Origin of the sequence: Methylobacterium sp. E-025 (genome assembly GCF_022829705.1) — a bacterium.
GTDB lineage: Bacteria > Pseudomonadota > Alphaproteobacteria > Rhizobiales > Beijerinckiaceae > Methylobacterium.
Window position 1 is genome coordinate 1 of record NZ_JAKSYR010000200.1, and the last position, 21,512, is coordinate 21,512.

A 21,512-nucleotide genomic window follows, 5' to 3' on the forward strand; every position below is an offset into this window, starting at 1 on the left:
GAGCAGGTGATGGGCGCCCTGCAGAACATCCGCCAGGCGAGCCAGCAGACCGCCGCCGGCACCCGCGAGGTCGAGGCGGCCTCGGCCAACCTCACCGAGCTCGCCGGAGCCCTCATGGCCCTCGCCGAACGCTACCGGCACTAGGCGTCGTCCGGCGCAGGCTCCGGTGGCCGGGCTGAGCCATCGGCTCGCCCCGACGCCATCTCGTCCCGCCGTCGCCGCCGGGGGTAATCGGGGTCTGCTCGAATCCCGGGCGACGGGCCCTGCCGCGTCGACGACCGGTGGCGGAGAGAAGGTCGGCGCTTTCGCCGCCCCCGGCCTTCGGGAACCTCGCGTCGCCGCGACCGGTTTTTCGCCTGGATCCGGCACGCAGCGAGATCGGGAGGCGACGATGGCAGTCAAGACGACGACGCGGAAGATGGTTCGGGCCGTGCTGGCGGCAGGCCTCATCATCGGCTCGACCGGCGCCGTGCTCTCGCGCGGCGGCGGTGGAGGCGGTGGCAGCGACAGCGGCAGCGGCCTCTCGCCCTACGCGGCACTGAACGGCAACGACCGCTCGGCCGGCGTCAACAACGGCAACTACCGCGATCCGCGGCTCGATCCCTATCTCGGGGCGTACGGCGACGGCTATGGCCGTCCCGTCCAGGACCGCTACCGCCCGGTCCGCCGGCCGTATTACGGGACGCCCTACTGATCGGGCGGCGCAACCGTCTCACCCTAAGGTCGCCGTGACCTCGATCTCGAGCTTCATCTCGGGGCGCAGCAGGCCGGCGACGACGAGGAGCGTCGCGGCCGGCCGGACCTGGGCCAGCACGCGGCCGCAGACCGCGAGCACCGCCTCGGCATCCGCCCGATCGGTGACGTAGTAGGTCGCCCGCACGATGCGCTCCAGGCCGGATCCGGCCTCGGCGAGCACCGATGCGATCGTGCGCCAGCACGCCTCGGCCTGCGCCGCGGCCTCCTCCGGCATCGTCATCGTCGCGTAATCGTAGCCGGTGGTGCCGGCGACGAACACGAAGCTGCCCGTCACGACCGCGCGCGAATAGCCGTAGGCGGCCTCGAACGGCGAGCCCGAGCCGATCAGGCGCCGGCTCACCGGTGCAACGCTTCCAGCACCTTCGCGCCCGGACGGCCGGTCTGCGGCATGCCGAGGCTGCGCTCGATCTCCTTGATCGCGTCGCGGGTCTTGGCGCCGACCTTGCCGTCCGGCTCGCCGACGTCGTAGCCGCGCGCCGTCAGCCGGGCCTGGAGGTCGCGGCGCTCGGCCCGCGACAGCGGCGGGTCGTCGGTCGGCCACTCCGCCTGGATGCCGGGCCGGCCGCGCAGGCGGTCGGAGAGCACGGCGATGGCGAGCCCGTAGGATTCGGCGGCGTTGTAGGAGTAGATCGCGTCGAAGTTCCTGGTGACGAGGAAGGCGGGCCCCTCGATCCCGGCCGGGATCATGATGCCGACGGGACCCTCGGCCGAGAGCGGGCGCCCGTCGATGCGCTTGACGCCGAGCGCGGCCCAGTGGCCGACCGGCTTCTTGTTCTTCCGCCCCGCGGCACCGGCGTTGAAGCCGGTCGGCAGCTTGACCTCGTAGCCCCAGCCCTGGCCGTTCGACCACTTCGCGACGTGCAGGAAGTTCGCGGTCGAGCCGACGGCGTCGGGCACCGAGTCGACCACGTCGCGGCGGCCGTCGCCGTCGAGGTCGACGGCGAGGCGCTGGTAGGTCGTCGGCATGAACTGGGTCTGGCCGAAGGCGCCGGCCCAGGAGCCGGTGAGGCGCCCGGGCTCGATGTCGCCGCGGTCGATGATCTTCAGCGTCGCCATCAGCTCGCCGCGGAAGAAGTCGCGGCGGCGGTTGCCGGAGCAGGCCAGCGTCGCCAGCGACTGCACCAGCGGCATCTTGCCGAGGTTCTTGCCGAAGTTCGATTCCACGCCCCAGACCGCGGCGATGGTGAAGCGGTCGACGCCGTAGCGGGCCTCGGCCTGCGCCAGGGCCTGCCCGTACTGGCGCATCGCCGCCTTGCCGTCGTCGACGCGCTCGTCGTCGACCAGGGCCGCCATGTAGTCCCAGATCGGCGTCTTGAACTCGGGCTGCGCCTGGGAGAGCTCGATCACCTTGTCGTCGAAGCTGATCCCGTCGGTGGCGCTGCGGAACGCCTGCGCCGACACGCCCTGCGCCGCCGCCTGCTGCTGCAGGCCGGCGAGGCAGGACTGGAAGTCGGCCCGCGCGCCGGTCGCCGTGAGGCAGGCGAGGGCGAGCCACGGCAGGATCGGCCTGCGGGAGGATCGCTGCCAGGAGTCTCGCCGCATCGTCGTCGCTCGCATGGTGTCCGGGGCGCCGGAGCCTGATGAGGGAACGGTTAACGCAGGCTTAAGGCCGGATCGCGGTGCGGACGCTCCCCCGCGGTCCGGCCGCGCTCACGCCCAGCCGCGCGCGGCCAGCTTGTCCTCGTAGGCGTCGATCTTCGGGGCGCGCTTGAGGGTCAGGCCGATCTCGTCGAGGCCGTTGAGCAGGCTCTCCTTGCGGCCGGGATCGATGTCGAAGTGTAGCGTGCCGCCGTCCGGGCCCCGGATGGTCTGCGCTTCGAGGTCGACCGAGAGGGTGGCGTTGGCGCCGCGCTCGGCATCCTCGAACAGCTTCTCGAGGTCTTCCGGAGAGACCACGATCGCCAGGATGCCGTTCTTGGCGCAGTTGTTAAAGAAGATGTCGGCGAAGCTCGTCGAGATCACGCAGCGGATGCCGAAATCGGTCAGCGCCCAGGGCGCGTGCTCGCGCGACGAGCCGCAGCCGAAATTGTCGCCCGCCACCAGGATCCTGGCGTTGCGGTAGGCCGGCTGGTTGAGCACGAAGTCCGGGTTCTCCGAGCCGTCGTCCCGGTAGCGCATCTCGGCGAACAGCCCCTTGCCGAGGCCGGTGCGCTTGATCGTCTTGAGGTACTGCTTCGGGATGATCCGGTCGGTGTCGACGTTGATGATCCGCATGGGCGCCGCGACGCCCTCCAGGGTGGTGAATTTTTCCATTGGTCTTGCCGTCTGTCGCGTTTCGCTCGGTGCCTGCCGGCACCCTAGCAGCGGCGTGCCACGGCCGGAAGGTTCAGGGCAGGTCCCCGGCGCGGAGGGCGCCGTCATGGATCGCCGACGCGACCAGGGCGCCCGCGACCCCGGCGCGACGGAGCGCGGCGAGGTCGTCCGGGCCACGCACGCCGCCGGCGGCGTAGATCCGGCGGCCGGGCGCCAGGCGCGCGGCGGCTTCCAGCCCGGCGAGGTCCGGCCCCGATCCGACGCCGATGCGGGCGAGCGTCATCACGATCACCTCCGGCGGCCAGTGGCGGGCATCCGCATGCAGGCCGGGCGGCCCGAGCCGGCTCGCGCCGCGGCTGTCGAGCGAGAGCACGGCCCGGTCGCCGAGGCGGACGACGAGGCCCTCGTCGGCCTGGCTCTCGCTGCCGATCACGGGGCGGCCGAGCCCGGCGGCGAGGAAGGCCTCGACCGTCGCCGCCTCGGCGAAGCCCGCATCGACCCAGAGGCCGATGCCGGGGCAGGCCCGCGCGATCGCCGCCAGCGCCCCGAGGTCGGGCGGGGCACGATCGACGATCGCGTCGAGGTCGGCGACGTAGAGCGTCCGCGCCGGGACCGCGGCGAGGAGGCCGCGGGCGATGTCGGCCGGCGCCGAGCCCTTTGCCAACGGGGTCTCGATCGGGGCATAGCTCTGTCGCTCGCCGGCGCGTGCCCGCACCACCCGCCCGTGGCGCAGGTCGATCACCGGAATCACCGCGAACGGCGTCGTCGCGCCCTCGCCCTCTGCGTCGCCCATCAGTGAGATCGCCCTTGCCCGCCGCGCATCCGCTTCCCCGCCCTGCCAGGACGATCGGATGGGATCTCGGCGGGGTGCACGTCAAGGCGGCGCTGGTCGAGGGCGGCATCGTCCGCGCGGTGGTGCAGGCGCCGTGCCCGCTCTGGCGCGGGCTGCCCGCCCTCGACGCCACCTTCGCCGGGCTGCCCAACTGGGCGCGGGGGGAGGCGGCGCACGCCGTGACGATGACCGGCGAGCTCACCGACTGCTTCGCCGACCGGACGGACGGCGTCGCGCAGCTCGCGGGTTGGGCGGCGACGCACCTGGCCGGCGAGGTCGCGATCTATGCCGGGCGCGCCGGCTTCGTCGCGCCGCGGGATGCGGAGCCGAACGCCGCGGAGATCGCCTCGGCGAACTGGCACGCCACCGCGGCCCTGCTCGGGCGGCACGTGCCCGACGCGCTGCTCGTCGACGTCGGCTCGACCACCGCCGACCTGATCCCGATCGTCGGAGGCCGCGCCGCCGCCGCCGGCTACAGCGACGCCGAGCGGCTGAAGACGGGGGAGCTCGTCTATACCGGCGTCGTGCGCACGCCGCTGCTGGCGCTTTCCGACCATGCGCCGTTCCGGGGCCGCCGCACCCGGCTGATGTCCGAGACCTTCGCGCACGCGGCCGACGTCCACCGCATCACCGGCGACCTTCCCGAGGGCGCCGACCAGCAGGCGAGCGGCGACGGCAAGGGCAAGTCGGTGCCCGAAAGCGAGACGCGGCTCGCCCGGATGATCGGCCGCGACCGCGGGGAGGGGACGGACGAGGACTGGCGGACGCTTGCCGGCCACTTCGCCGAGGCGCAGCTGCGCCTGCTCCACGACGCGGCCGCCACCCTGCTCTCGCGCCCCGACATCCCGGCCGCGGCCCCCGTGATCGCCTGCGGCGCGGGCGCCTTCCTGGCCGACGCCCTCGCCCGGCGCCTCGGCCGGCGCTGCCTGCCCTTCACCGAGGTGCTGGCGGATCGCATCGCCGGCCGGCCAGACTGGGCCTCCACCTGCGGCCCGGCGCTCGCCGTCGCGCTGCTCTCCGCCGACACGCTGGTTTCGAAGGAAGACCGATGAGCGCCCTGAAGATCCTCGCCCGCGTCCTCACCGCCCGGGTCGGCCCGCATATCGAGCTCGCGCTCGCCACCGAGGACGGCGAGACCGTCAAGGTGCTGGCGACGCCCGACCAGATCGACCGGCTGATCGACGAGCTGGAGGACATGCTGCACGCGCCGGAGGGCCCGGAGGACGGCGAGCCGCCCGAGGCGGCGTGATCGACCGCAGGACCACGCCCTCATCCACGGGGAGAGGGTTGGGGTGAGGGGCGTGACCGCTCCGGAAAACTCACGCCCCTCATCCTGTCCTCCTCCCCCTGGGAGAAGGGACCCGCGCCACGTCAGGCTTCCGCCCGGCGCGACGTCAGCGCAGAAAATCCCCGAACGCCCGCGGGCTGTCGTCGGTCTTGATCTCGCGGGTCACCGTCAGCGTCCGCGCGTCGATGACCGAGAGCGTGTTCGAGCCCCAGTTGGCGACGATCACCGAGCGCCCGTCGGCGGTGGCGGCGATGCCCTCGGGGTGGTCGCCGACTTCGATCCGGGTCACGGGGGCGAGGGTGGCAGGATCGAACACCGTGACGGTGCCGGAATACTGGTCGGTGACGAAGCCGCGCTCCCCCGTCAGGGCGATCACGTAGGGGCGCTGGCCGGTCTTCACCCGGCCGACCTCGCGCGCCGCGGCGAGGTCGATCACCGACACGTCGTCGCCGGTGACGTTGGCGGTGTAGGCGCGCTTGGCTTGCGCATCGAGGGTGATGCCGAAGGGATGATGGCCGACGGCGATCGTCCCGGTCTCGCGGCGGGTCGCGGCGTCGACCACCGAGACCGTGTCCGCCTCGCGGTTGGCCACCAGCAGCGTCGCGCCGTCCGGCGTCACCGCGATGCCCGACGGCGAGGCCCCGACCGCGATCTCGCCGTCGAGCCTGAGGCCCGCCTCACCCGGCACCAGCACGAACACCCGCTTGGCGTACCAGTCGGCGACGTAGACGGCGCCGCTCCTCGGGTTCACCGCGATGCCGAGCGGACCGCCCGGAAGGGCCAGCACCTGCGCGACCTTGCGCGCGGTCAGGTCGACGACGGCGATGCCCGGCGCGTCGGGGCAGGTCACGTAGGCGGTCCTGCGATCGGGGGAGAGCGCGATGCCGGCGGGCGAGCCGGCGACCGGGATGCGCTGCAGGATCGTGCCGGCCTCGAGGTCGATCACGTCGACGGCGTTGTCGCCCTGCACCGTGACCACCGCCTCGGCGGCGCGCGCGGCAAGCGGCACGAGCCACAGGGCGAGGGCGAGCGAGAGGCCGGCGCGCAGCCGGCCTCCGCGTCGCGGTGTGATCGAACGGCTCAAGAGCCCTTCTCGACCTGCGCCTTCAGCGCGTCGAGACCGGTGCGGTAGAGGCCGCGCACGGCCTTCTGCGAGGCCTCGTCGTTTAGCTCGGGCGGCGGATCGTTGTTCATGTAGCCGCGGTAGAACGCGCCGTCCCACGACACCTTCGACTTGCCGTCGCCGTCCGCCTCGACCTTGAGCGTGGACGAGTAATCGTTCACCGGCAGGGTCTTCACGTCGACCTTGGTGATCCGGTACGAGTAGCTCATCTTCTCGGCGGAGTACTTGTACAGGCTCTCCTCGACGGTGGCGCCGCCCTTGAGCGTGAGGACGCGGGTGGCCTTGTCGGGGGTGTTGCCCTCCTTGCCCTCGGTCTTCTCGACCAGCGGCAGCCAGCTCATGTCCTGGAAGTTGCCGATCACCTTCCAGACCTTGTCCGGGCTGGCGTTGATCTCGACGGTCTCCTCGACCTTCTTGCGGGTCGGGCCGTGGGCCTGGGCCGTGGTCGCCGCCACCGCGGCGATCACCACGGCGCTCGTGAGTGCCAGTCTTCTCATCATGGGCAGCTCGATCCTCATGGGGGTGTCTCTCCTGATCCGCCGTCTCGTGCGGCGGCGGTGTCGGCGAGGATGCGGCCGTCCGTCCCGAGATGGGCGGCGACCTTGTCCTCGATCCAGTCCCAGGCCTCCCGCTCGCGCGGGCCGGCCGTCTTGGATATCGCGATGGCGAGATAGCGCATCTCGGCCATGACCTTGTCGGGCGTCAGCATGTGGAGCCGCGTCGAGAGGATCGCCGCCTCCAGCACCGCGGCCTGCGCCCGGTTGTAGCCGATGAACGTGGCGTGCGCCGCCGCGTGGACCTGGCGCCCGCGGTAGCGCGGTCGGGTCGGGTCGGCCTCGACCGCCGCGACCTCGAACTCGGCGTGGCCGAAGCTGTCGGCGAGGCGCCGGCCCGGGATGCGGTCGCACGCCACCGTCGGCCAGTCCCGGCGCCCGGTGACCGCGCCGGCGATAACCCGCACGTCGCGCGGGCTCGAGGCGCAGAAGCAGGGGTTGGCCTCGAGGTTGAGGATCGTCGGCGAGGGCCGGAACGGCGCCAGCACGTAGTCGTCGCCCTCCGCGATCAGGCCGAAGGGCACGAGGTGCAGGGCGCCCTCTCGCGAGAGCGTCGTGACGATCGTCTCGAGGATCAGCGGCACCGGCTCAGGCCTCCCCGGCCGGCACGAGCTTGCCGCAGACGAGCTTTTGCGCGGGCGCCCGGGGCGTTTCCGACACCGACGCCTCGGCCGCGGCCGCGTCCGGCGCGATGGTGCGGGGCGCCGAGGCGCCGGCCTCGGCCGGAACCTGCGCGTCGCGCGCGCCCTGCGGCGCGTCCGGGCCGGAATGCTTGGTATGGCCGGCCTTCTTGAAGGCGGTGGTGTCCTCGACCTCGGCGTCGGCGGCGCAGGCCCAGTCGAGCGGCTCGTCCTGCACGTAGCGCTTGCCTAAGCGCCACGCGGTCTCGGCCTTGGTCAGCTCGCCCCCGAGGTAGAACGCGTGGGCGCCGTCGCTGGCGACGTCGAGGTCGGTGAAGAAGGCCATCGCGTCGGTGCCGACCTTGTGGACGTCGCGGTTGTAGAGGTGGATCCCGTCCTCGGCGACCGCGATCCGGTAGTTCGGGTCGCGGACCTGCGCCGCCAGGGCCGCGATCTCGTCGGGCGTTTGCACGAAGGGACGCTTGTCGTGAAGTGCCAGAAGTGCCCGGCCGTAGCCCTTCGGCAGCGCGGCGTCGGCCTTGGCCGCGAACATCACCCGCCTCGCGGCATCGTGTTCCTCGACCGTGCGGCGGGTGTGGTTCGAGACCTGCACGATCAGGACATTGCCGATCGACAGCTCCGAGCACATCCCGACGAGGAGCGCGGTGATCCCAAGGCTGTCGGCCTCCGTCAGCTCCGTGAGGTTGCCGGTGCCCATCATTATCGCGATGTCGGGCCAGCGCGCGCGGGTGGCGCGGTAGCGCGCGATCGAGTCGACGAAGCCGAAATGGATCGGCTCGAGGATCGGGTCGGCGATGAACGGGCGCCCCGCCTCCACCATCCGCGCGATCGCGCGGTCGAGGGAGGGCAGGTCGTCGGGCCGCATCGGCACCAGGATCGGCACCGCATCCGTCTCGAAGGCGAGGTCCAGCGTCTCCTCGTTGAGGCTGAGCAGGAAGTCGGCCCCGGCGGCCGCCCCCCGGCGCAGCTCGTCGATCGAGAAGGAATCGACGCTGACCTTGAGGCCCTGCGCCTTCAGCCCGCGCACGCAATCCTCGAGATGCGGGAAATCGGTGTCCGGCAGGCCGCCGAGGTCGATCACGTCGGCGCCCCGGCGCGCCAGGTCCAGGCCCTTGGCCACCACCTCGGCGGCCGTCATCTTCGAGGCGTCGACGATCTCGGAGAAGATGCGCAGGTCGTGGCGCGACAGGTCGACCTTGCGGCCGGCGAGCCCGAGATGGGCCGGCAGGTCGACGATCTCGTCGGGGCCGCGCTCGACCGGCAGGCCGAAATGCGCGGCCAAGGCCTCCGGGTTCGCCCGGCAGCGCCCGGGCAGGATGATGCGGGTGGCGCCCTCGGGCAGGGTGACGCGGCGCTTGATGATCTCCTCGGTCATCAGCGCGGCGACCTTCACCCCGGAATCGGCGATGCTCCAGGCGAACCGCTCCGGGGGCAGGGCGCTCGCGACCTTCTCCAGCCGCGCGCGGGCGAGCTTGCCGGTGACGAAGACCAGGTGCTCGGGCGCGGCGCTCATGCGGCGGCCCGCGCGTGGACCGGCCGCGCGCCGGCGGGGCCGAGGATCGAGACCGCGCCGCGGTAGCGGCCGGCGAAGGCCGGGAACGCGGCATCCACGAGGCCGATCCGGGCGAGGTCGCACGCGTCGGCGCCCGCCGGGGCGTCGGCGGACTTCACCAGGATGCAGCGGGCGGCCTCGATCCGCGTCGCCGCCCAGAGCGCGAGGCTGTCGGAGGTCACGTCCCAGGATTCCGGGATGTCCGGATGGCCGGCGCGGAGGGCGATGGGGTCCCAGATAGCCGATACGGCGCTCTCCCTTCCCCCCTTGCGGGGGAGGGGGAAGGGAAGGAGGCGCGGCTCGATGGCGTGGAAACACCCCGCCATCCGGCTCATCGCATCGAGCGCGCGGCGATGCGCCTCCGCGTCGTCGAAGCCGAGACGCGCCTGGTCGAGCCGCACCGCGTCGGCGAAGGCGCCGCCGCCCGGCACGACGAGGCACGGGCCGAAGGCGCCGTCGGCGAGCGCGGCGAGCAGCGCTTGCAGGCGTGCCGGGTCGGCGCAGAGGCTGCCGCCGACCTTGACGACGGTGTGCACGCTCACGCCGCGTCTCGCGCGGGCGGCCGGCGGAGCGCCCGCACGGCCTCGGCGATCCGCTGCGCGTCGAGGGCGTTGCGGCGGTCGCCGTCGCGGCAGAGGCCGCCGCGGAAGCCGAGATAGTCCGGGCGGTGGGCGGCGAGCCCGGGGATGTCGCCGACGCGCAGCGATCCGGCGAGCCCCGACAGCAGCCCGGCGGCACGGGCCGCGGCGGTGAAGGCGGCCAGGCGCGCCCCGTCGATCAGGCCGGGCAGGCGGCGCCCGTCCTTGACCGCCGTGTCAATCATCGCGCCGATGAAGCCCGCCGCCGCGAGCCGCGGCGCGCAGTCCGGCGCGGGGTCGTCCTCGGCGAACAGCACGGCGACGAGTCGGCCGGGCGCGGCCGCGCCGGCCGCGCGAAGGGAGGCGGGATCGGCGAGCCAGTCGGGGCGGACCGCGACCTTGACCCAGCCGACCCCGGTCTCCGCCATGGCGCGGATCGCGGCCTGCCGCTCCGCCGCCGCCGGCTCGCCGGCGACCGCGCTCGTGGCGGCGCGGCCGGCGGTGCGCGCGACGATGGCGCGGACGGTCTCCGGGGGGAGGGCGCCGAGCGCCCCGTTCTCCGGGTCCTTGGCGTCGATCAGGTCGGCCCCGGCGCGGATCGCGGCCTCGGCCTCGGCGGCGTCGCGGACGCTGACGAGGAGGCGGGGGAGGGGATTTGTCGGAAACGGAGGTGCGGACTCGGACACGGGCGACCTGAACGGGGATGGCTCGGGGGCGGCGCGGGCGCCGGACGACATCACGACTTGCCGGGCAGGGGCTCGGCGAGCAGGCGGTTCTTGACGATCCAGCGCATGGCATGCGTCCAGGTGTCGTCGGTGTCGGCCCGGATCACCACCTGCCCGCCGCGCACCACCTTGCCGGTGGCGGCGTCGGCGATGACGACGTTGAGGTTGAAGATCTGGCCCGACCCCTTCTCCACATAGCCGGTCACGGCGAGATCCGCACCCAGGGCCTTGGCGATCGGGGCGGCGCAGCCGTCGCACTTGTAGAGCGGCCCCTGCTTGCTCACCTCGGCCGCCTGCGGCGCGGTGTCGACGGGCTCCAGGCCGCCCTTGTCCTTGAGCGCGCCGCGCAGCTCGTCGGTGACCAGCGCGAGCTTGCGCGCCTCGTCGGGCCGGGCCTTGCGGCCGCCGACGACGCCCGGATCGAACAGCTCGACCGGGAAGACCGCGGCCTTCGACGGCTCGGCCGCCGCCGCGCCCGGAGGGCAGGCGGCGAGCACGAGGGGAACCGCGAGGCGGCAGGCGCGAAAGGCGCCGTCGCGAAAGATCGTGCCGCGAAGGATCATGACGGAACTCCGGTCGGAGGCATCGGCGCCGGCCGCAACGCCGGCCGCATCCCGGCATAAGGTCGCGCGTCGGGGAATTTTGGCAATGATCGGCGCGCGCTTAACGTTTGAGTCCGCGCCCGGAATGCTGTTACGTCCCGCCCCCATGCACGCCTCCCTGCACGCCATCCTGCACGATCCTGCACGTTCCCTCGGTGCTGCGGCGCTGCTCGCCCTGGCGCTGGCCGGCCCGGCGGCAGCCCAGGAGCCCGCCGCCGCGCCGGCCGCGCCCGCGGAACCGGCCGCCACCCATGTCGGCCTGATCTACCGGCCGCAGCCCGCGCCGTCCTCCTACGACGCGGAGGCCGCGCCCGAGGACGAGGGCCTGGCCGGCGCGAAGATGGCCATCGCCGACAACAACACCACCGGCCGCTTCATCAAGCAGAGCTACGCCCTCGACGAGATCGCGCTCACCGAGGGGGGCCCGAGCGCGGTCGACGCGGCGAAGGCGCTGCTCGGCAAGGGCATCCGCTTCCTCGTCCTGGCGCTGCCGGCCGACGAGGTGCTCGCCGTCTCGGAGGCGGCACGCGCCGACGGCAAGGGCGCCGTGGTGCTGAACGCGGCGGCCCCCGACGACCGCCTGCGCGGTGCCGATTGCCGCAGGAACGTGTTCCACGTCGCCCCGAGCCGGGCGATGCAGACCGACGCGCTGGCGCAGTACCTCACCGTGATGCGCTGGCGGAAGCTGTTCCTGATCGTCGGCCCGACCGACGCGGACAAGCTCTATGCCGACGCGATGCGCAACTCGGCCAGGAAGTTCGCTCTCAAGATCACGGCTGAGAAGCCCTGGACCTTCGGGCCCCTGGCCAAAGCGCGCGGCGACACGCCGACCCGCGCCGAGGCGATGGTCTTCACCCGCGGGCTCGACTACGACATGGCGATCGTGGCCGACGAGGAGGCCGACTGGGGCGACTACGTCCCCTATCGCACCGTCGACCCGCGGCCCGTCGGCGGCACGCAGGGGCTCGTCGCCACCACCTGGTCGCCGGTGCTGGAGACCTGGGGCGCCGCCCAGGCGCAGAACCGCTTCCGCCGCCTCTCCGGCCGGCTGATGCGTCCGCTGGACTACCAGGTCTGGGCCGCGATCCGCGTCGTCAGCAATGCCGAGACCGACCGCAAGACCGCCGACCCGGCGGTGCTGGCCGCCTACCTGAGCGACCCGGCCTTCGCCCTCTCCGCCTACAAGGGCGTGTCGCTGAGCTTCCGCCCCTGGGACCACCAGCTGCGCCAGCCGCTGATCGTGGTGCAGCCGAAGGCCCTGGTCTCGGTGGCGCCCGAGCAGGGCTTCCTGCACCAGCGCACGCCGCTCGACACCCTCGGGACCGACCTGCCCGAGACGACCTGCAAGTTCCAGTGAGCGCGCCGGGACGCACGAGGACGGCGTTCCGCCGCGTGAAGTCCGCAGCGCGGTTCCGTCGCCCTCGCCGCGGGCACGAAACGCACTACACTGTCGTCCGTCGGGATTTCGGCACCGCCAGAGTGCCAAGCTTGCCGCCAGGCCAGGGGGAGGATCGCGAATGGACCGCTGCGTGAGAGCAGGGTTGGGGCTCGCCGCGCTCGGCGCGGCGCTCCTGGCGTCGGTGCCGGCGCAGGCCTACACGGTCTACGTCTCCAACGAGAAGGGCAACTCGGTCAGCGTGATCGACACCGCGACGATGGCGGTGACGGCGACCTGGAAGGTCGGGCGCCGCCCCCGCGGCATCACCGTGAGCAAGGACGGCAAGGAAGTCTTCGTCTGCGCCAGCGACGACGACCGCATCGACGTGCTCGACACCGCCACCGGCAAGGTGGTGCGCTCGCTGCGCTCCGGCCCCGATCCCGAGCAGTTCATCCTCGATCGCAGCGGCAACCCGCTCTACGTCGCCAACGAGGACGACAGCCAGGTCACGATCATCGACATCGAGAAGAACAAGGTGCTCGCGGAGGTCCCCGTCGGCGTCGAGCCGGAGGGCATGGGCCTGTCGCCGGACGGCAAGATCCTGGTGAACACCTCCGAGACCACCAACATGGCCCACTTCATCGACACCAAAACCTTCCAGGTGATCGACAACGTGCTGGTCGACGCCCGTCCGCGCTTCGCCGAGTTCACGGCGGACGGCAAGTTCCTCTGGGTCTCGGCCGAGGTCGGCGGCACGGTCAGCGTGATCGACGTGGCGGCGCGGCGCGTGGTGAAGAAGATCACCTTCAAGATCCCGAGCGTGAACGACGAGGCGATCCAGCCGGTGGGCATCCGCATCACCCAGGACGGGACCAAGGCCTTCGTCGCCCTCGGGCCCGCCAACCGCATCGCGGTGATCGATGCCAAGACCTACGACGTGCAGAAGTACCTGCCGGTGGGCCAGCGGGTGTGGCAGCTCGCCTTCACGCCGGACCAGTCGCTGCTGTTCTCCACCAACGGCACCTCCAACGACGTCTCGGTGGTCGACGTGGCGGCCGAGAAGGTGGTCAAGAGCATCCCGGTCGGCCTGCTGCCCTGGGGCGTGGCGATCTCGCCGAACTGAGTTTTCGCAAGCACGACTGCCGCGAACGGCAGCGCGGGGGGAACAGGATGACACGAGGTCTTCGATGGGCGGCGCTGGGGCTGGCCGCGATCCTGGCGGCCGGCCCGGCCGTCGCGCTCGATCTCACCAAGAAGCGCGAGACCCTGCCCGACCTGGTCCTCGGCAACGAGGAGGGCAACGACTTCGTCGTCGAGAACAAGGACATCGAGCTCGAATCCGGCAAGGCCTACCGGCTGCGGATCATCGCCAAGGGCCATCAGGAGTACAAGGTCTACGCGACCGAGTTCTTCCGCTACATCTGGTGGAACCAGATCGTCATCGAGCACAAGGAGATCCACGGCGGCGGCCCGCCGGATCACCTCGAGTTCGACGATCCGGGCGAGATCGCGATCGAGTTCGTGGCGATCAAGCCGGGCAAGTACACCTGGGAAGCCCGCGGCCTGGAGTCGAAGGGCGTCGCCGGCACGATCACTGTGAAATGACGCACGGTGGAATGATGCGGACGCTTCTTCTCGCCAGCCTCCTGTTGAGCACGCCGGCGCTGGCCGACGACAAGGCCGCCTGCGCGGACGGCATCGCCATGATCAGGGATGCGCTCGCGCAGAACCCGCCCGAGGCGGCGCTGCCGAAGCTGAGGAAGGCATTGCGCGTGGCCGAGCGCGAGCAGGGCGAGGGCGAGTTCGACGAGTGCCTCGACGCGGTCGGCGACGCCAGAAGGGTCCTCGGGCGATGAGCGAGGGCGCTCGGGCGATGGGTGCGGGCGGGCGTCCGGCGGGCGAGGCCCCAGCGCTGGAGGTGGCCGACGTCAGCCACAGCTTCGGGGCGCGCCGGGCGCTGTCGGACGTGTCGATCACCGTCGAGCGCGGGCGCTTCATGGCGCTGCTCGGGCCCAACGGCGCCGGCAAGACCACGCTGTTCTCCCTGATCACCCGGCTCTACAACAACCGCCACGGCCGGGTCGCGATCTTCGGCCACGCCCTCGACCGCGAGCCGTCGCGCGCGCTCGCCCGCCTCGGCGTGGTGTTCCAGGCACGGACCTTGGACACCGACCTCACCGTCGAGCAGAACCTGCTCTATCACGCGGCGCTTCACGGCATCGCGCGCAAGGCCGCCAAGGCGCGGATCGCGGTGCTGCTCGACCGGGTCGGGCTGGCGGACCGGCGCGCCGACAAGGTGCGGACGCTCTCCGGCGGCCAGTCGCGCCGCATCGAGATCGCGCGCTCGCTGGTCCACCATCCGAGCCTGCTGCTGCTCGACGAGCCCACCGTCGGCCTCGACCTCGAATCGCGGGCCGACATCGTCGCGATCGTCCGCGCGCTCGTGCGCGAGGAGGGGCTCTCGGTGCTGTGGGCGACCCACATCTTCGAGGAGATCGCGGCGGAGGACGACGCGGTGGTGCTGCACCGGGGCCGCATCGTCGCGCGCGGACGGGCCGGCACCATCGGCGGGGCCGATGAAACCCTCGAGGAGGCGTTCCGCCGGCTCGTGGCCGAGCCGGCCAAGCCGGCGAGGGAGGCTGCATGAGCACGCCCATCGGCACGCCGACGGCGGTCGACGCCCGCACCGTGGCGGCGGACGCGACGCGCCCGCCCGCCCATCTCGGCCGGCTCGACGGGGTCGGCTACCTGATCTGCCTCGGCGGCATCGTCCGGCGCGAGCTGTTGCGCTTCTTCAACCAGAAGGAGCGGTTCTTCTCGGCGCTGGTGCGGCCGCTGGTATGGCTGTTCATTTTTGCGGCGGGCTTCCGCAACACCCTCGGCGTGTCGATCGAGCCGCCGTACCAGACCTACGTGCTCTACGAGGTCTACGTGGTGCCGGGGCTGGCGGTGATGATCCAGCTGTTCAACGGCATGCAATCCTCGCTCTCGATGGTCTACGACCGCGAGGTCGGCTCGATGAAGGTGCTGCTGACGAGCCCGTATCCGCGCTGGCTGCTGCTGCTCGCCAAGCTGATCGCGGGCGTCACCGTCTCGGTGGTGCAGGCCTATGCCTTCCTGGCCATCGCCTGGTTCTGGGACCTCGACATCCCGGCCGTCGGCTACCTCGCGGCCCTGCCGGCCTTCATCGCCGCCGGGCTGATGCTCGGCTCGATCGGCCTGCTGCTGTCGTCGATGGTCAAGCAGCTCGAGAACTTCGCCAGCGTGATGAACTTCGTGATCTTCCCGATGTTCTTCGCCTCGTCGGCGCTCTACCCGCTCTGGCGCATCCGCGAATCCTCGGAGACGCTATACTGGATCTGCCAGTGCAATCCCTTCACCCACGCCGTCCAGCTCGTGCGCTTCGCCCTCTACGGGCAGTTCGAGCCGGTCTCGTGCGCGGTCGTGCTCGGCGTGACCCTCGCCTTCTTCACCCTCGCCGTCGTCGCCTACGATCCCGGCCGCGGCATCATGGCCCGGCGCGGCGGCCCGGCCGGAGACCCGTCATGATCGCTTCCCGCTTCTGCTCCCTCGCCGCCCTCGGCGTCGCCCTGGCCGGCCTCGCCGCGCCCGCGCTGGCGCAGCCCAGGACCGACCCGGACTGGCCCTGCGTCCAGCGCAAGGTCGCGACCCTGAGCCCCGGCCAGTTCTGGACCGGGCCGGACATCGCCGCCGCCGGCGCCTGGGGCGACGACAACGACGCCGCGGTGCTGGCGCAGAAGCTCGCCTCCCGCCGGACCGAGCTCACCGAGGTCGATCCGCTGATCGACGCCTACGTCGCCAAGGTGCCGGCGGCCGACAAGGCCAAGGGCCTCGCCCACGTCTATGCGGGCGTGTTCGAGGTCATCAACGGCGAGCGCGACAAGGTGATGAGCGGGATCGCGCGCTACGCGCAGGGACAGCGCCGCATGGCCGAGCGCATCCGCGACGAGGCCGACACCATCAGCCAGACCAAGGACGGCCCGAGCGCGGCCGACGCCCGCGAGGTCTCGAAGGAGCAATCCGACATCGAGACCAAGTTCGCCTGGGATCGCCGCATCTTCCAGGAGCGCAGCCAGTCGCTGACCTACGTCTGCGAGGTGCCGCAGCTCCTGGAGCAGCGCCTCGGCGAGATCGCCAAGAAGATCCAGGCCAGGCTCTGACGCCGCCCGGTGACCCGGAGCCGGGCTGCCGAATCGTCCCGGGCAGCATTGCCGAACACTCCCTAAGTCTTTGATGAGACATAGAAAATCTGTTGCACGCGGACCACGGGTCATCCGTTTCCGCGCGTAACGGCCCCGTGAGCGGCGTTTTCCGCCGGATCACGGCCGTCCCGCGATTGTCCGATCTCGACGCGCCTTGCATGAGTGCTGGGCAAGCCCGCCGCAGAGGGGGCACGCTGTTCGACGGTTCGGGGTTGGGGAATGACAATGCGGGCGCTTCGCGGAAGCCTGATCGCCTCGGTGGCATTGCTGCCGGGTGCAGCCTACGCACAGAGTTCGGTGACGCTGTCGGAGATCAGCGTCGTGGCGACGACCCCGGTCGGCGGGTCGGGCTCGGGCAGCACGCTGGCCGCCCCGCCGCTCGGCGCGACCCCGGTCGTGTCGCCGAGCGCGGCGCCGCTCTCCTCCGCCGGCCTGCCGCGCCTGCGCGGCGGCGAGCAGCCGCTCTACAAGATCCCGAGCACGGTCGAGACCGTCACGGCGGCCGACCTCGACATCGATCGCGGCACCTTCAACGCGGTGGCCACGCTGGCGCGGCGCACGCCCGGCCTCAACCTTTCGGATTCGCAGGGCAACTCCAACCGCACCGACGTGAACTACCGCGGCTTCACCGCCTCGCCGGTGCAGGGCGTGCCGCAGGGCCTGGCCGTCTACCAGAACGGCGTGCGCATCAACGAGGCCTTCGGCGACACCGTCCAGTTCGACCTGATCCCGCCGACGGCGATCCAGCGCATCGACATCGTCACTGGCAACCCGGTGTTCGGCCTCAACGCCATCGGCGGCGCGGTCAACATCCAGATGAAGAACGGCTTCACCTGGCAGGGCACGGAGGTCACCGCGCTCGGCGGCTCGGACGGCCGCATCGCCGGCTCGCTCGAGTACGGCAAGGTGATCGGGCCGTGGAGCTTCTACTTCAACGGCGACGGCCTCAACGACCGCGGATGGCGCTACGAGAGCCCGTCGACGATCGGGCGCCTCTACACCGACCTCGGCTACCGCACCCTCGATTCCGAGTTCCACCTGATCGGCAACTTCGCGCGGACCTTCTTCGGCGCGGCCGCCGCGACCCCGGTGGACTTCACCCATGTCGACCCGCGGGCGATCTTCACCTTCCCGCAGACCACCACGACCGAGATGGGCACCATGCAGGTGACCGGCCGCGTCGACATCTCGCCGACCTGGGATCTCGCCGGAAACGCCTATTTCCGCCGCTTCAGCAACACCTACGTCGACGGCAACGACGGCAACTTCGAGAACTGCAGCCGCCAGTCGAGCAACCGCGGCTTCCTCTGCTTCGAGGATGACGGCTTCGCCCAGGCGCCGGGACAGTCCAATCTCGCCTTCCGCAACCAGTTCACCATCCTCGGCGCCAACAACCGGCGCATCCCCTTCACCCCGAACGTGCCCTACGGCACGCTGGACGTGACCAGGACCGAGGCGACGAGCTACGGCGGCTCGCTCCAGGCGGCCAACCGCGACAAGATCTTCGGCTTCGGCAATAGCTTCGTCGTAGGCGGCAGCATCGACGTCGCGGACTTCAGCTTCAAGTCGTCGAGCACGCTGGGCGTCATCAACCCGGATCTGCGGGTGACCACCGATCCGAACAACCCGTACTACGGCACCATCCCCGGCCTCGGCACGACGCAGCTGCGGACCGCGGCCGCGCTCGGCATCGCGCCCTCGAACGTCATCGGCTCGAACCTCTACATGGGCCTCTACGCGACGGACACGTTCGACGTGACCGACGCGCTGTCGCTCACGGCCGGGGCGCGCCTGAACTTCGCCCGCCTCACGACGACCGACCAGACCGGCTTCTCGCCGGACGTGAACGGGACCTACTACTACAACAAGATCAACCCGGTGGCGGGCCTGACCTACCGCTTCACCCCGGGCCTGTCGCTCTACGGCGGCTACTCGGAATCGAACCGCGCGCCGACGCCGCTCGAGACCGCCTGCTCCAACCCGGACCGGCCCTGCCTGCTGCCGAACTCGCTCGTCGCCGACCCGCCGCTCAAGCAGGTCACCGCACAGACCTACGAGGTCGGCATCCGCGGCCAGATCCCGAACGTCTACGAGGGCGGCCTCGTGACCTACAAGGTCGGCGCCTTCCGCACCGATCTCGCCAACGACATCATCCAGCTCGCGACCCCCGGCAACGCGGCGCGCGGCTACTTCGTCAACGTGCCGGCGACCCAGCGGCAGGGCATCGAGGTCGCGGCCGACTACACCCGCGGCGACCTCTCGGTCTACGCCAACTACGCCCTGATCGACGCCACCTTCCAGTTCAACGGAACCCTGTCCTCGCCCAACAACCCCCTGGCCGACGACGGCGCCATCGCCGTGACCCGCGGCAACCAGGTGCCGCTGATCCCCAACCACCAGTTCAAGGTCGGCTTCGACTACCTCGTCCTGCCGGGCTGGCGCTTCGGCATGAACCTCCAGGCCTTCTCCTCCGCCTACTATCGCGGCGACGAGTCGAACCTGAACCCGAAGCTGCCGGCCTACCTCGTGCTCGGCCTCAACACCACCTACCAAGTCACGCCGAACCTTCAGGTTTTCGGCTTGATCACCAACCTGACCAACAACCGCTACGCCAACTTCGGCACCTTCGCCGAGCGCGGGCCCGTCGCCGGCAACCTCACCATCAACGATCCGCGCACGACGACGCTGGCGCAGCCGCTCTCGATCTACGGCGGCATCCGCTACGCCTTCGGCCCCGATCCGGTCCCGATGGCGGAGCCGATCATCCGCAAGTACTGACCGCGCGGATCGATTTCCCCGCGGGCCCGGGAGGCGGGGGGCGTGGACCGGGAGGTCCGCGCCCCCTTCGCGTTCGGCGGGGCGCGTGCGGGCCTGCGGCCTCACGCCACCGGAACACGGTCGCGCTTCGTCGCTTGCCCCCTGCAACCGAAACGACGCGGGCCACGTGCCCGCGCGAAAAGCTTCAGGGAGTTCTCATGCGATTGGTCCACGCGGTCTCGGCCGCCCTCCTCCTCGTCTCCGCGGCGCCCGCCTTCGCGAGCTCCTGCTCCGAGGAGATCGCGACGTTGGAGCGGCGCCTCGACAGCGCCGGCGCGGAAAAGGTGACCGGCAAGGAGCCGGCGGGCGGCACGACCTCGTCGAATTCCGACAAGGCGCTGTCCGCGCCGCCCGGGGGCAAGCCCAGCGACCCGTCGACGACCTCCACCGCCGGCGGCGTGAAGGAGGCTCGCGACCTCGTCGAGAAGGCGCGCGGCGAGGACAAGGCCGGCAAGGCCGATGCCTGCCGCGACACCATCATGAAGGCCAAGGAGAAGGCCGGCGCGCTGCCGTAGCCGCTTCGCCGCGTCCGCAACGAACGGACAGGGCGGCTCTCGCGAGCCGCCCTGTCTTCGTTTTCCGGGTCCCGCCTGCCCCGGCCCGGTTAGTACGCGTTCTCGGTCCTGAAGAGGGCGAACGGCGTGGTCAGCAGGATCTGGAGATCGAACAGCACCGACCAGTTCTCGATGTAGTACAGGTCGTGCTCGACCCGGCGCTGGAGCTTCTCGCTGGTGTCGGTCTCGCCGCGCCAGCCGTTGACCTGGGCCCAGCCGGTGATGCCGGGCTTGACCTTGTGGCGGGCGAAGTAGCCGTCGACGACCTGGTCGTAGAGCGTGTTGGCGGCCTTCGCCTGCAGCGCGTGCGGACGGGGGCCGACGAGGGAGAGGTCGCCCTTGATCACGTTGAAGAGCTGCGGCAGCTCGTCGAGCGAGGTCTTGCGGATGAACCGGCCGACCGGGGTCACGCGCGCATCGCCCTTGGTCACCATCCTCGCCGCGGTGGCGTCGCAGGCGTCGACGTACATCGAGCGGAACTTGAACACGTCGATCAGCTCGTTGTTGAAGCCGTGGCGCTTCTGCCGGAAGAACACCGGGCCGCGCGAGGTCAGCTTCACCGCGAGCGCGACGCCGATCATCACCGGGGCGAGCGCGGCCAGCATCAGCAGGCCGACCGCGCGGTCGAACACCGTCTTCATCACCACGTCCCAGTCGGCGATCGGGCGGTCGAACACGTCGAGCACCGGCACCGAGCCGAGATAGGAGTAGCTGCGCGGGCGCAGGCGCAGCTTCGTCGCGTGCGCCGAGAGGCGGATGTCGATCGGCAGGACCCAGAGCTTCGAGAGCATCTGCAGGATGCGCCCCTCGGCCGAGATCGGGATCGTGAACACGATCAGGTCGAGGCGCGTGGCGCGGGCGTAGGCGACGAGGTCGCTGACGGTGCCGAGCTTCGGGTATCCGGCGACCACGTCGGTGGAGCGGTCGTCGTTGCGGTCGTCGAACACGCCGACGATGCGGATGCCGCCCTCGCTCTGCGTCTCGAGGGCGGCGATGAGCTCCTCGGCGGCCTTGCCGCCGCCGACGATCGCGGTGCGCCGGTCGAAACGGCCCTTCCGGGTCTGCGCCACGATCACGCGCGACAGGACGAACCGGCCGGTCAGCAGCAGGCCGAGGCCGCCGGCGAAGTAGGCGGCCAGCCACAGGCGGGAGTAATGGTCGGCGACCTTGGCCAGCACGAGGCCGGTCGCCACCAGGAGGAAGGCGAGCATCCAGCCGGCCGAGATCTTGATCGCGGTCTTGAAGAAGGTGCGGAACGCGCCGATCCGGTAGGTGCCGGCGGCCTGGAAGGCGGCGATCGCCAGGGCGGCCACCGCGACGACCGCCCCGGCATAGGTCAGCCCGAACGGAACCACGCCGCGCAGCAGCGTCAGGTGCAGGCCCGCGCCGAGGCAGCCGATCAGGACGAACTCCGCCGCCCGCACCAGCCCTGCGATCACCACCGGCGAGATCGCCTGCGCCGGGAGGACGGAGACCGTCTCGGCCAGCGGCGCCGCCTGCGGCGCGGGCTCGGCGAAGCGGGCCGCCGCGGTCTCGCCGTGTCCGGCGACCTTCAGAAGATCACGGACGTCGAAGGCACTCATCGGTCGCTTCCCAGCAGTCCAGCGGGCTAGTTCCTGCCGGGAAGTGTCTCAAA

At 71.4% G+C, this 21,512-nt stretch carries 24 protein-coding genes; 12 read left to right on the plus strand and 12 right to left on the minus strand.

Annotation, left to right across the window (positions count from 1 at the left end):
- Nucleotides 1–391: 391 nt before the first annotated feature.
- Entirely contained in the window at nucleotides 392–694 is a 303-nt protein-coding gene (locus MKK64_RS27490; protein WP_243938913.1) for a hypothetical protein, read from the plus strand.
- A gap of 18 nt (nucleotides 695–712) precedes the next feature.
- Here MKK64_RS27490 and MKK64_RS27495 read toward each other — a convergent pair whose 3' ends face one another.
- From MKK64_RS27495 to MKK64_RS27510, 4 genes are all read right to left on the minus strand, one after another.
- Nucleotides 713–1,096: a RidA family protein gene (locus tag MKK64_RS27495; protein WP_243938915.1), complete on the minus strand. Its 384-nt coding sequence runs from the start codon at nucleotides 1,094–1,096 to the stop codon at nucleotides 713–715.
- The gene (locus tag MKK64_RS27500) at nucleotides 1,093–2,298 is read right to left on the minus strand and encodes a lytic murein transglycosylase (RefSeq protein ID WP_243938917.1); all 1,206 of its coding nucleotides are present in this window, start codon (nucleotides 2,296–2,298) and stop codon (nucleotides 1,093–1,095) included. Before MKK64_RS27500 ends, MKK64_RS27495 begins: the two co-directional genes overlap by 4 nt.
- 108 nt (nucleotides 2,299–2,406) lie before the next feature.
- Nucleotides 2,407–3,009: a 3-isopropylmalate dehydratase small subunit gene (leuD, locus tag MKK64_RS27505; RefSeq protein ID WP_147729235.1), complete on the minus strand. Its 603-nt coding sequence runs from the start codon at nucleotides 3,007–3,009 to the stop codon at nucleotides 2,407–2,409.
- Between the two features lie 73 nt (nucleotides 3,010–3,082).
- On the minus strand, nucleotides 3,083–3,802 hold the full coding sequence (locus MKK64_RS27510; protein WP_243938919.1) for a HisA/HisF-related TIM barrel protein: 720 nt from the start codon (nucleotides 3,800–3,802) through the stop codon (nucleotides 3,083–3,085).
- Between the two features lie 14 nt (nucleotides 3,803–3,816).
- On the opposite strand from MKK64_RS27510, the gene MKK64_RS27515 reads away from it, so the two are divergent.
- Both MKK64_RS27515 and MKK64_RS27520 read left to right on the plus strand, forming a co-directional pair.
- Nucleotides 3,817–4,893, plus strand: coding sequence for a hydantoinase/oxoprolinase family protein (locus MKK64_RS27515; RefSeq protein WP_279593405.1), 1,077 nt, complete (start codon nucleotides 3,817–3,819; stop codon nucleotides 4,891–4,893).
- The gene (locus MKK64_RS27520; RefSeq protein WP_147729338.1) at nucleotides 4,890–5,090 is read left to right on the plus strand and encodes a hypothetical protein; all 201 of its coding nucleotides are present in this window, start codon (nucleotides 4,890–4,892) and stop codon (nucleotides 5,088–5,090) included. The genes MKK64_RS27515 and MKK64_RS27520 overlap by 4 nt, the downstream gene beginning before the upstream one ends.
- 145 nt (nucleotides 5,091–5,235) lie before the next feature.
- On the opposite strand, the gene MKK64_RS27525 is transcribed toward MKK64_RS27520, so the two are convergent.
- From MKK64_RS27525 to MKK64_RS27555, 7 genes are read right to left on the minus strand one after another with little or no spacing between them, the layout of a single operon-like run.
- Nucleotides 5,236–6,177 carry a YncE family protein gene (locus tag MKK64_RS27525; protein ID WP_243939016.1) on the minus strand — a complete coding sequence of 314 codons (942 nt, stop codon included), beginning with the start codon at nucleotides 6,175–6,177 and terminating at the stop codon, nucleotides 5,236–5,238.
- Nucleotides 6,178–6,209: 32 nt separating this feature from the next.
- On the minus strand, nucleotides 6,210–6,749 hold the full coding sequence (locus MKK64_RS27530) for an SRPBCC family protein (protein WP_243938988.1): 540 nt from the start codon (nucleotides 6,747–6,749) through the stop codon (nucleotides 6,210–6,212).
- A 17-nt stretch (nucleotides 6,750–6,766) separates the two neighbouring features.
- On the minus strand, nucleotides 6,767–7,390 hold the full coding sequence (locus tag MKK64_RS27535) for a DUF447 domain-containing protein (protein ID WP_243938925.1): 624 nt from the start codon (nucleotides 7,388–7,390) through the stop codon (nucleotides 6,767–6,769).
- Nucleotides 7,391–7,394: 4 nt separating this feature from the next.
- Entirely contained in the window at nucleotides 7,395–8,960 is a 1,566-nt protein-coding gene (locus MKK64_RS27540; RefSeq protein ID WP_243938927.1) for a DUF6513 domain-containing protein, read from the minus strand.
- On the minus strand, nucleotides 8,957–9,535 hold the full coding sequence (locus tag MKK64_RS27545; protein ID WP_243938990.1) for a uridylate kinase: 579 nt from the start codon (nucleotides 9,533–9,535) through the stop codon (nucleotides 8,957–8,959). Before MKK64_RS27545 ends, MKK64_RS27540 begins: the two co-directional genes overlap by 4 nt.
- Before the next feature lie 2 nt (nucleotides 9,536–9,537).
- On the minus strand, nucleotides 9,538–10,263 hold the full coding sequence (locus tag MKK64_RS27550) for a (5-formylfuran-3-yl)methyl phosphate synthase (protein WP_243938929.1): 726 nt from the start codon (nucleotides 10,261–10,263) through the stop codon (nucleotides 9,538–9,540).
- A gap of 50 nt (nucleotides 10,264–10,313) precedes the next feature.
- Nucleotides 10,314–10,865 carry a DUF3280 domain-containing protein gene (locus MKK64_RS27555; protein WP_243938931.1) on the minus strand — a complete coding sequence of 184 codons (552 nt, stop codon included), beginning with the start codon at nucleotides 10,863–10,865 and terminating at the stop codon, nucleotides 10,314–10,316.
- A 145-nt stretch (nucleotides 10,866–11,010) separates the two neighbouring features.
- Between MKK64_RS27555 and MKK64_RS27560 the strand changes: the two genes are divergently transcribed.
- The 9 genes from MKK64_RS27560 to MKK64_RS27600 all read left to right on the plus strand — a co-directional run bounded on the left by MKK64_RS27560 (nucleotide 11,011) and on the right by MKK64_RS27600 (nucleotide 19,837).
- On the plus strand, nucleotides 11,011–12,261 hold the full coding sequence (locus MKK64_RS27560; RefSeq protein WP_243938933.1) for an ABC transporter substrate-binding protein: 1,251 nt from the start codon (nucleotides 11,011–11,013) through the stop codon (nucleotides 12,259–12,261).
- Nucleotides 12,262–12,421: 160 nt separating this feature from the next.
- Entirely contained in the window at nucleotides 12,422–13,405 is a 984-nt protein-coding gene (locus MKK64_RS27565; protein WP_243938935.1) for a YVTN family beta-propeller repeat protein, read from the plus strand.
- A 47-nt stretch (nucleotides 13,406–13,452) separates the two neighbouring features.
- Nucleotides 13,453–13,887 carry a hypothetical protein gene (locus tag MKK64_RS27570; RefSeq protein ID WP_147728360.1) on the plus strand — a complete coding sequence of 145 codons (435 nt, stop codon included), beginning with the start codon at nucleotides 13,453–13,455 and terminating at the stop codon, nucleotides 13,885–13,887.
- Nucleotides 13,888–13,901: 14 nt separating this feature from the next.
- Nucleotides 13,902–14,138, plus strand: a complete 237-nt coding sequence (locus MKK64_RS27575; protein WP_243938992.1) for a hypothetical protein — start codon at nucleotides 13,902–13,904, stop codon at nucleotides 14,136–14,138.
- A gap of 17 nt (nucleotides 14,139–14,155) precedes the next feature.
- The gene (locus tag MKK64_RS27580; RefSeq protein WP_405044378.1) at nucleotides 14,156–14,929 is read left to right on the plus strand and encodes an ABC transporter ATP-binding protein; all 774 of its coding nucleotides are present in this window, start codon (nucleotides 14,156–14,158) and stop codon (nucleotides 14,927–14,929) included.
- A complete protein-coding gene (locus MKK64_RS27585; protein WP_187274887.1) occupies nucleotides 14,926–15,831 on the plus strand; it encodes an ABC transporter permease in 906 nt (301 codons plus the stop codon). Before MKK64_RS27580 ends, MKK64_RS27585 begins: the two co-directional genes overlap by 4 nt.
- Nucleotides 15,828–16,463 carry a hypothetical protein gene (locus tag MKK64_RS27590; RefSeq protein ID WP_243938938.1) on the plus strand — a complete coding sequence of 212 codons (636 nt, stop codon included), beginning with the start codon at nucleotides 15,828–15,830 and terminating at the stop codon, nucleotides 16,461–16,463. The genes MKK64_RS27585 and MKK64_RS27590 overlap by 4 nt, the downstream gene beginning before the upstream one ends.
- Nucleotides 16,464–16,730: 267 nt before the next feature.
- The gene (locus tag MKK64_RS27595) at nucleotides 16,731–19,283 is read left to right on the plus strand and encodes a TonB-dependent receptor domain-containing protein (RefSeq protein WP_409568020.1); all 2,553 of its coding nucleotides are present in this window, start codon (nucleotides 16,731–16,733) and stop codon (nucleotides 19,281–19,283) included.
- Between the two features lie 197 nt (nucleotides 19,284–19,480).
- Nucleotides 19,481–19,837 carry a hypothetical protein gene (locus MKK64_RS27600; RefSeq protein WP_147842831.1) on the plus strand — a complete coding sequence of 119 codons (357 nt, stop codon included), beginning with the start codon at nucleotides 19,481–19,483 and terminating at the stop codon, nucleotides 19,835–19,837.
- A gap of 89 nt (nucleotides 19,838–19,926) precedes the next feature.
- Here the strand turns inward: MKK64_RS27600 and MKK64_RS27605 are convergent, their stop codons facing one another.
- Complete coding sequence (locus tag MKK64_RS27605; protein ID WP_243938942.1) at nucleotides 19,927–21,459, minus strand: undecaprenyl-phosphate glucose phosphotransferase; 1,533 nt, start codon at nucleotides 21,457–21,459, stop codon at nucleotides 19,927–19,929.
- Between the last annotated feature and the right edge of the window lie 53 nt (nucleotides 21,460–21,512).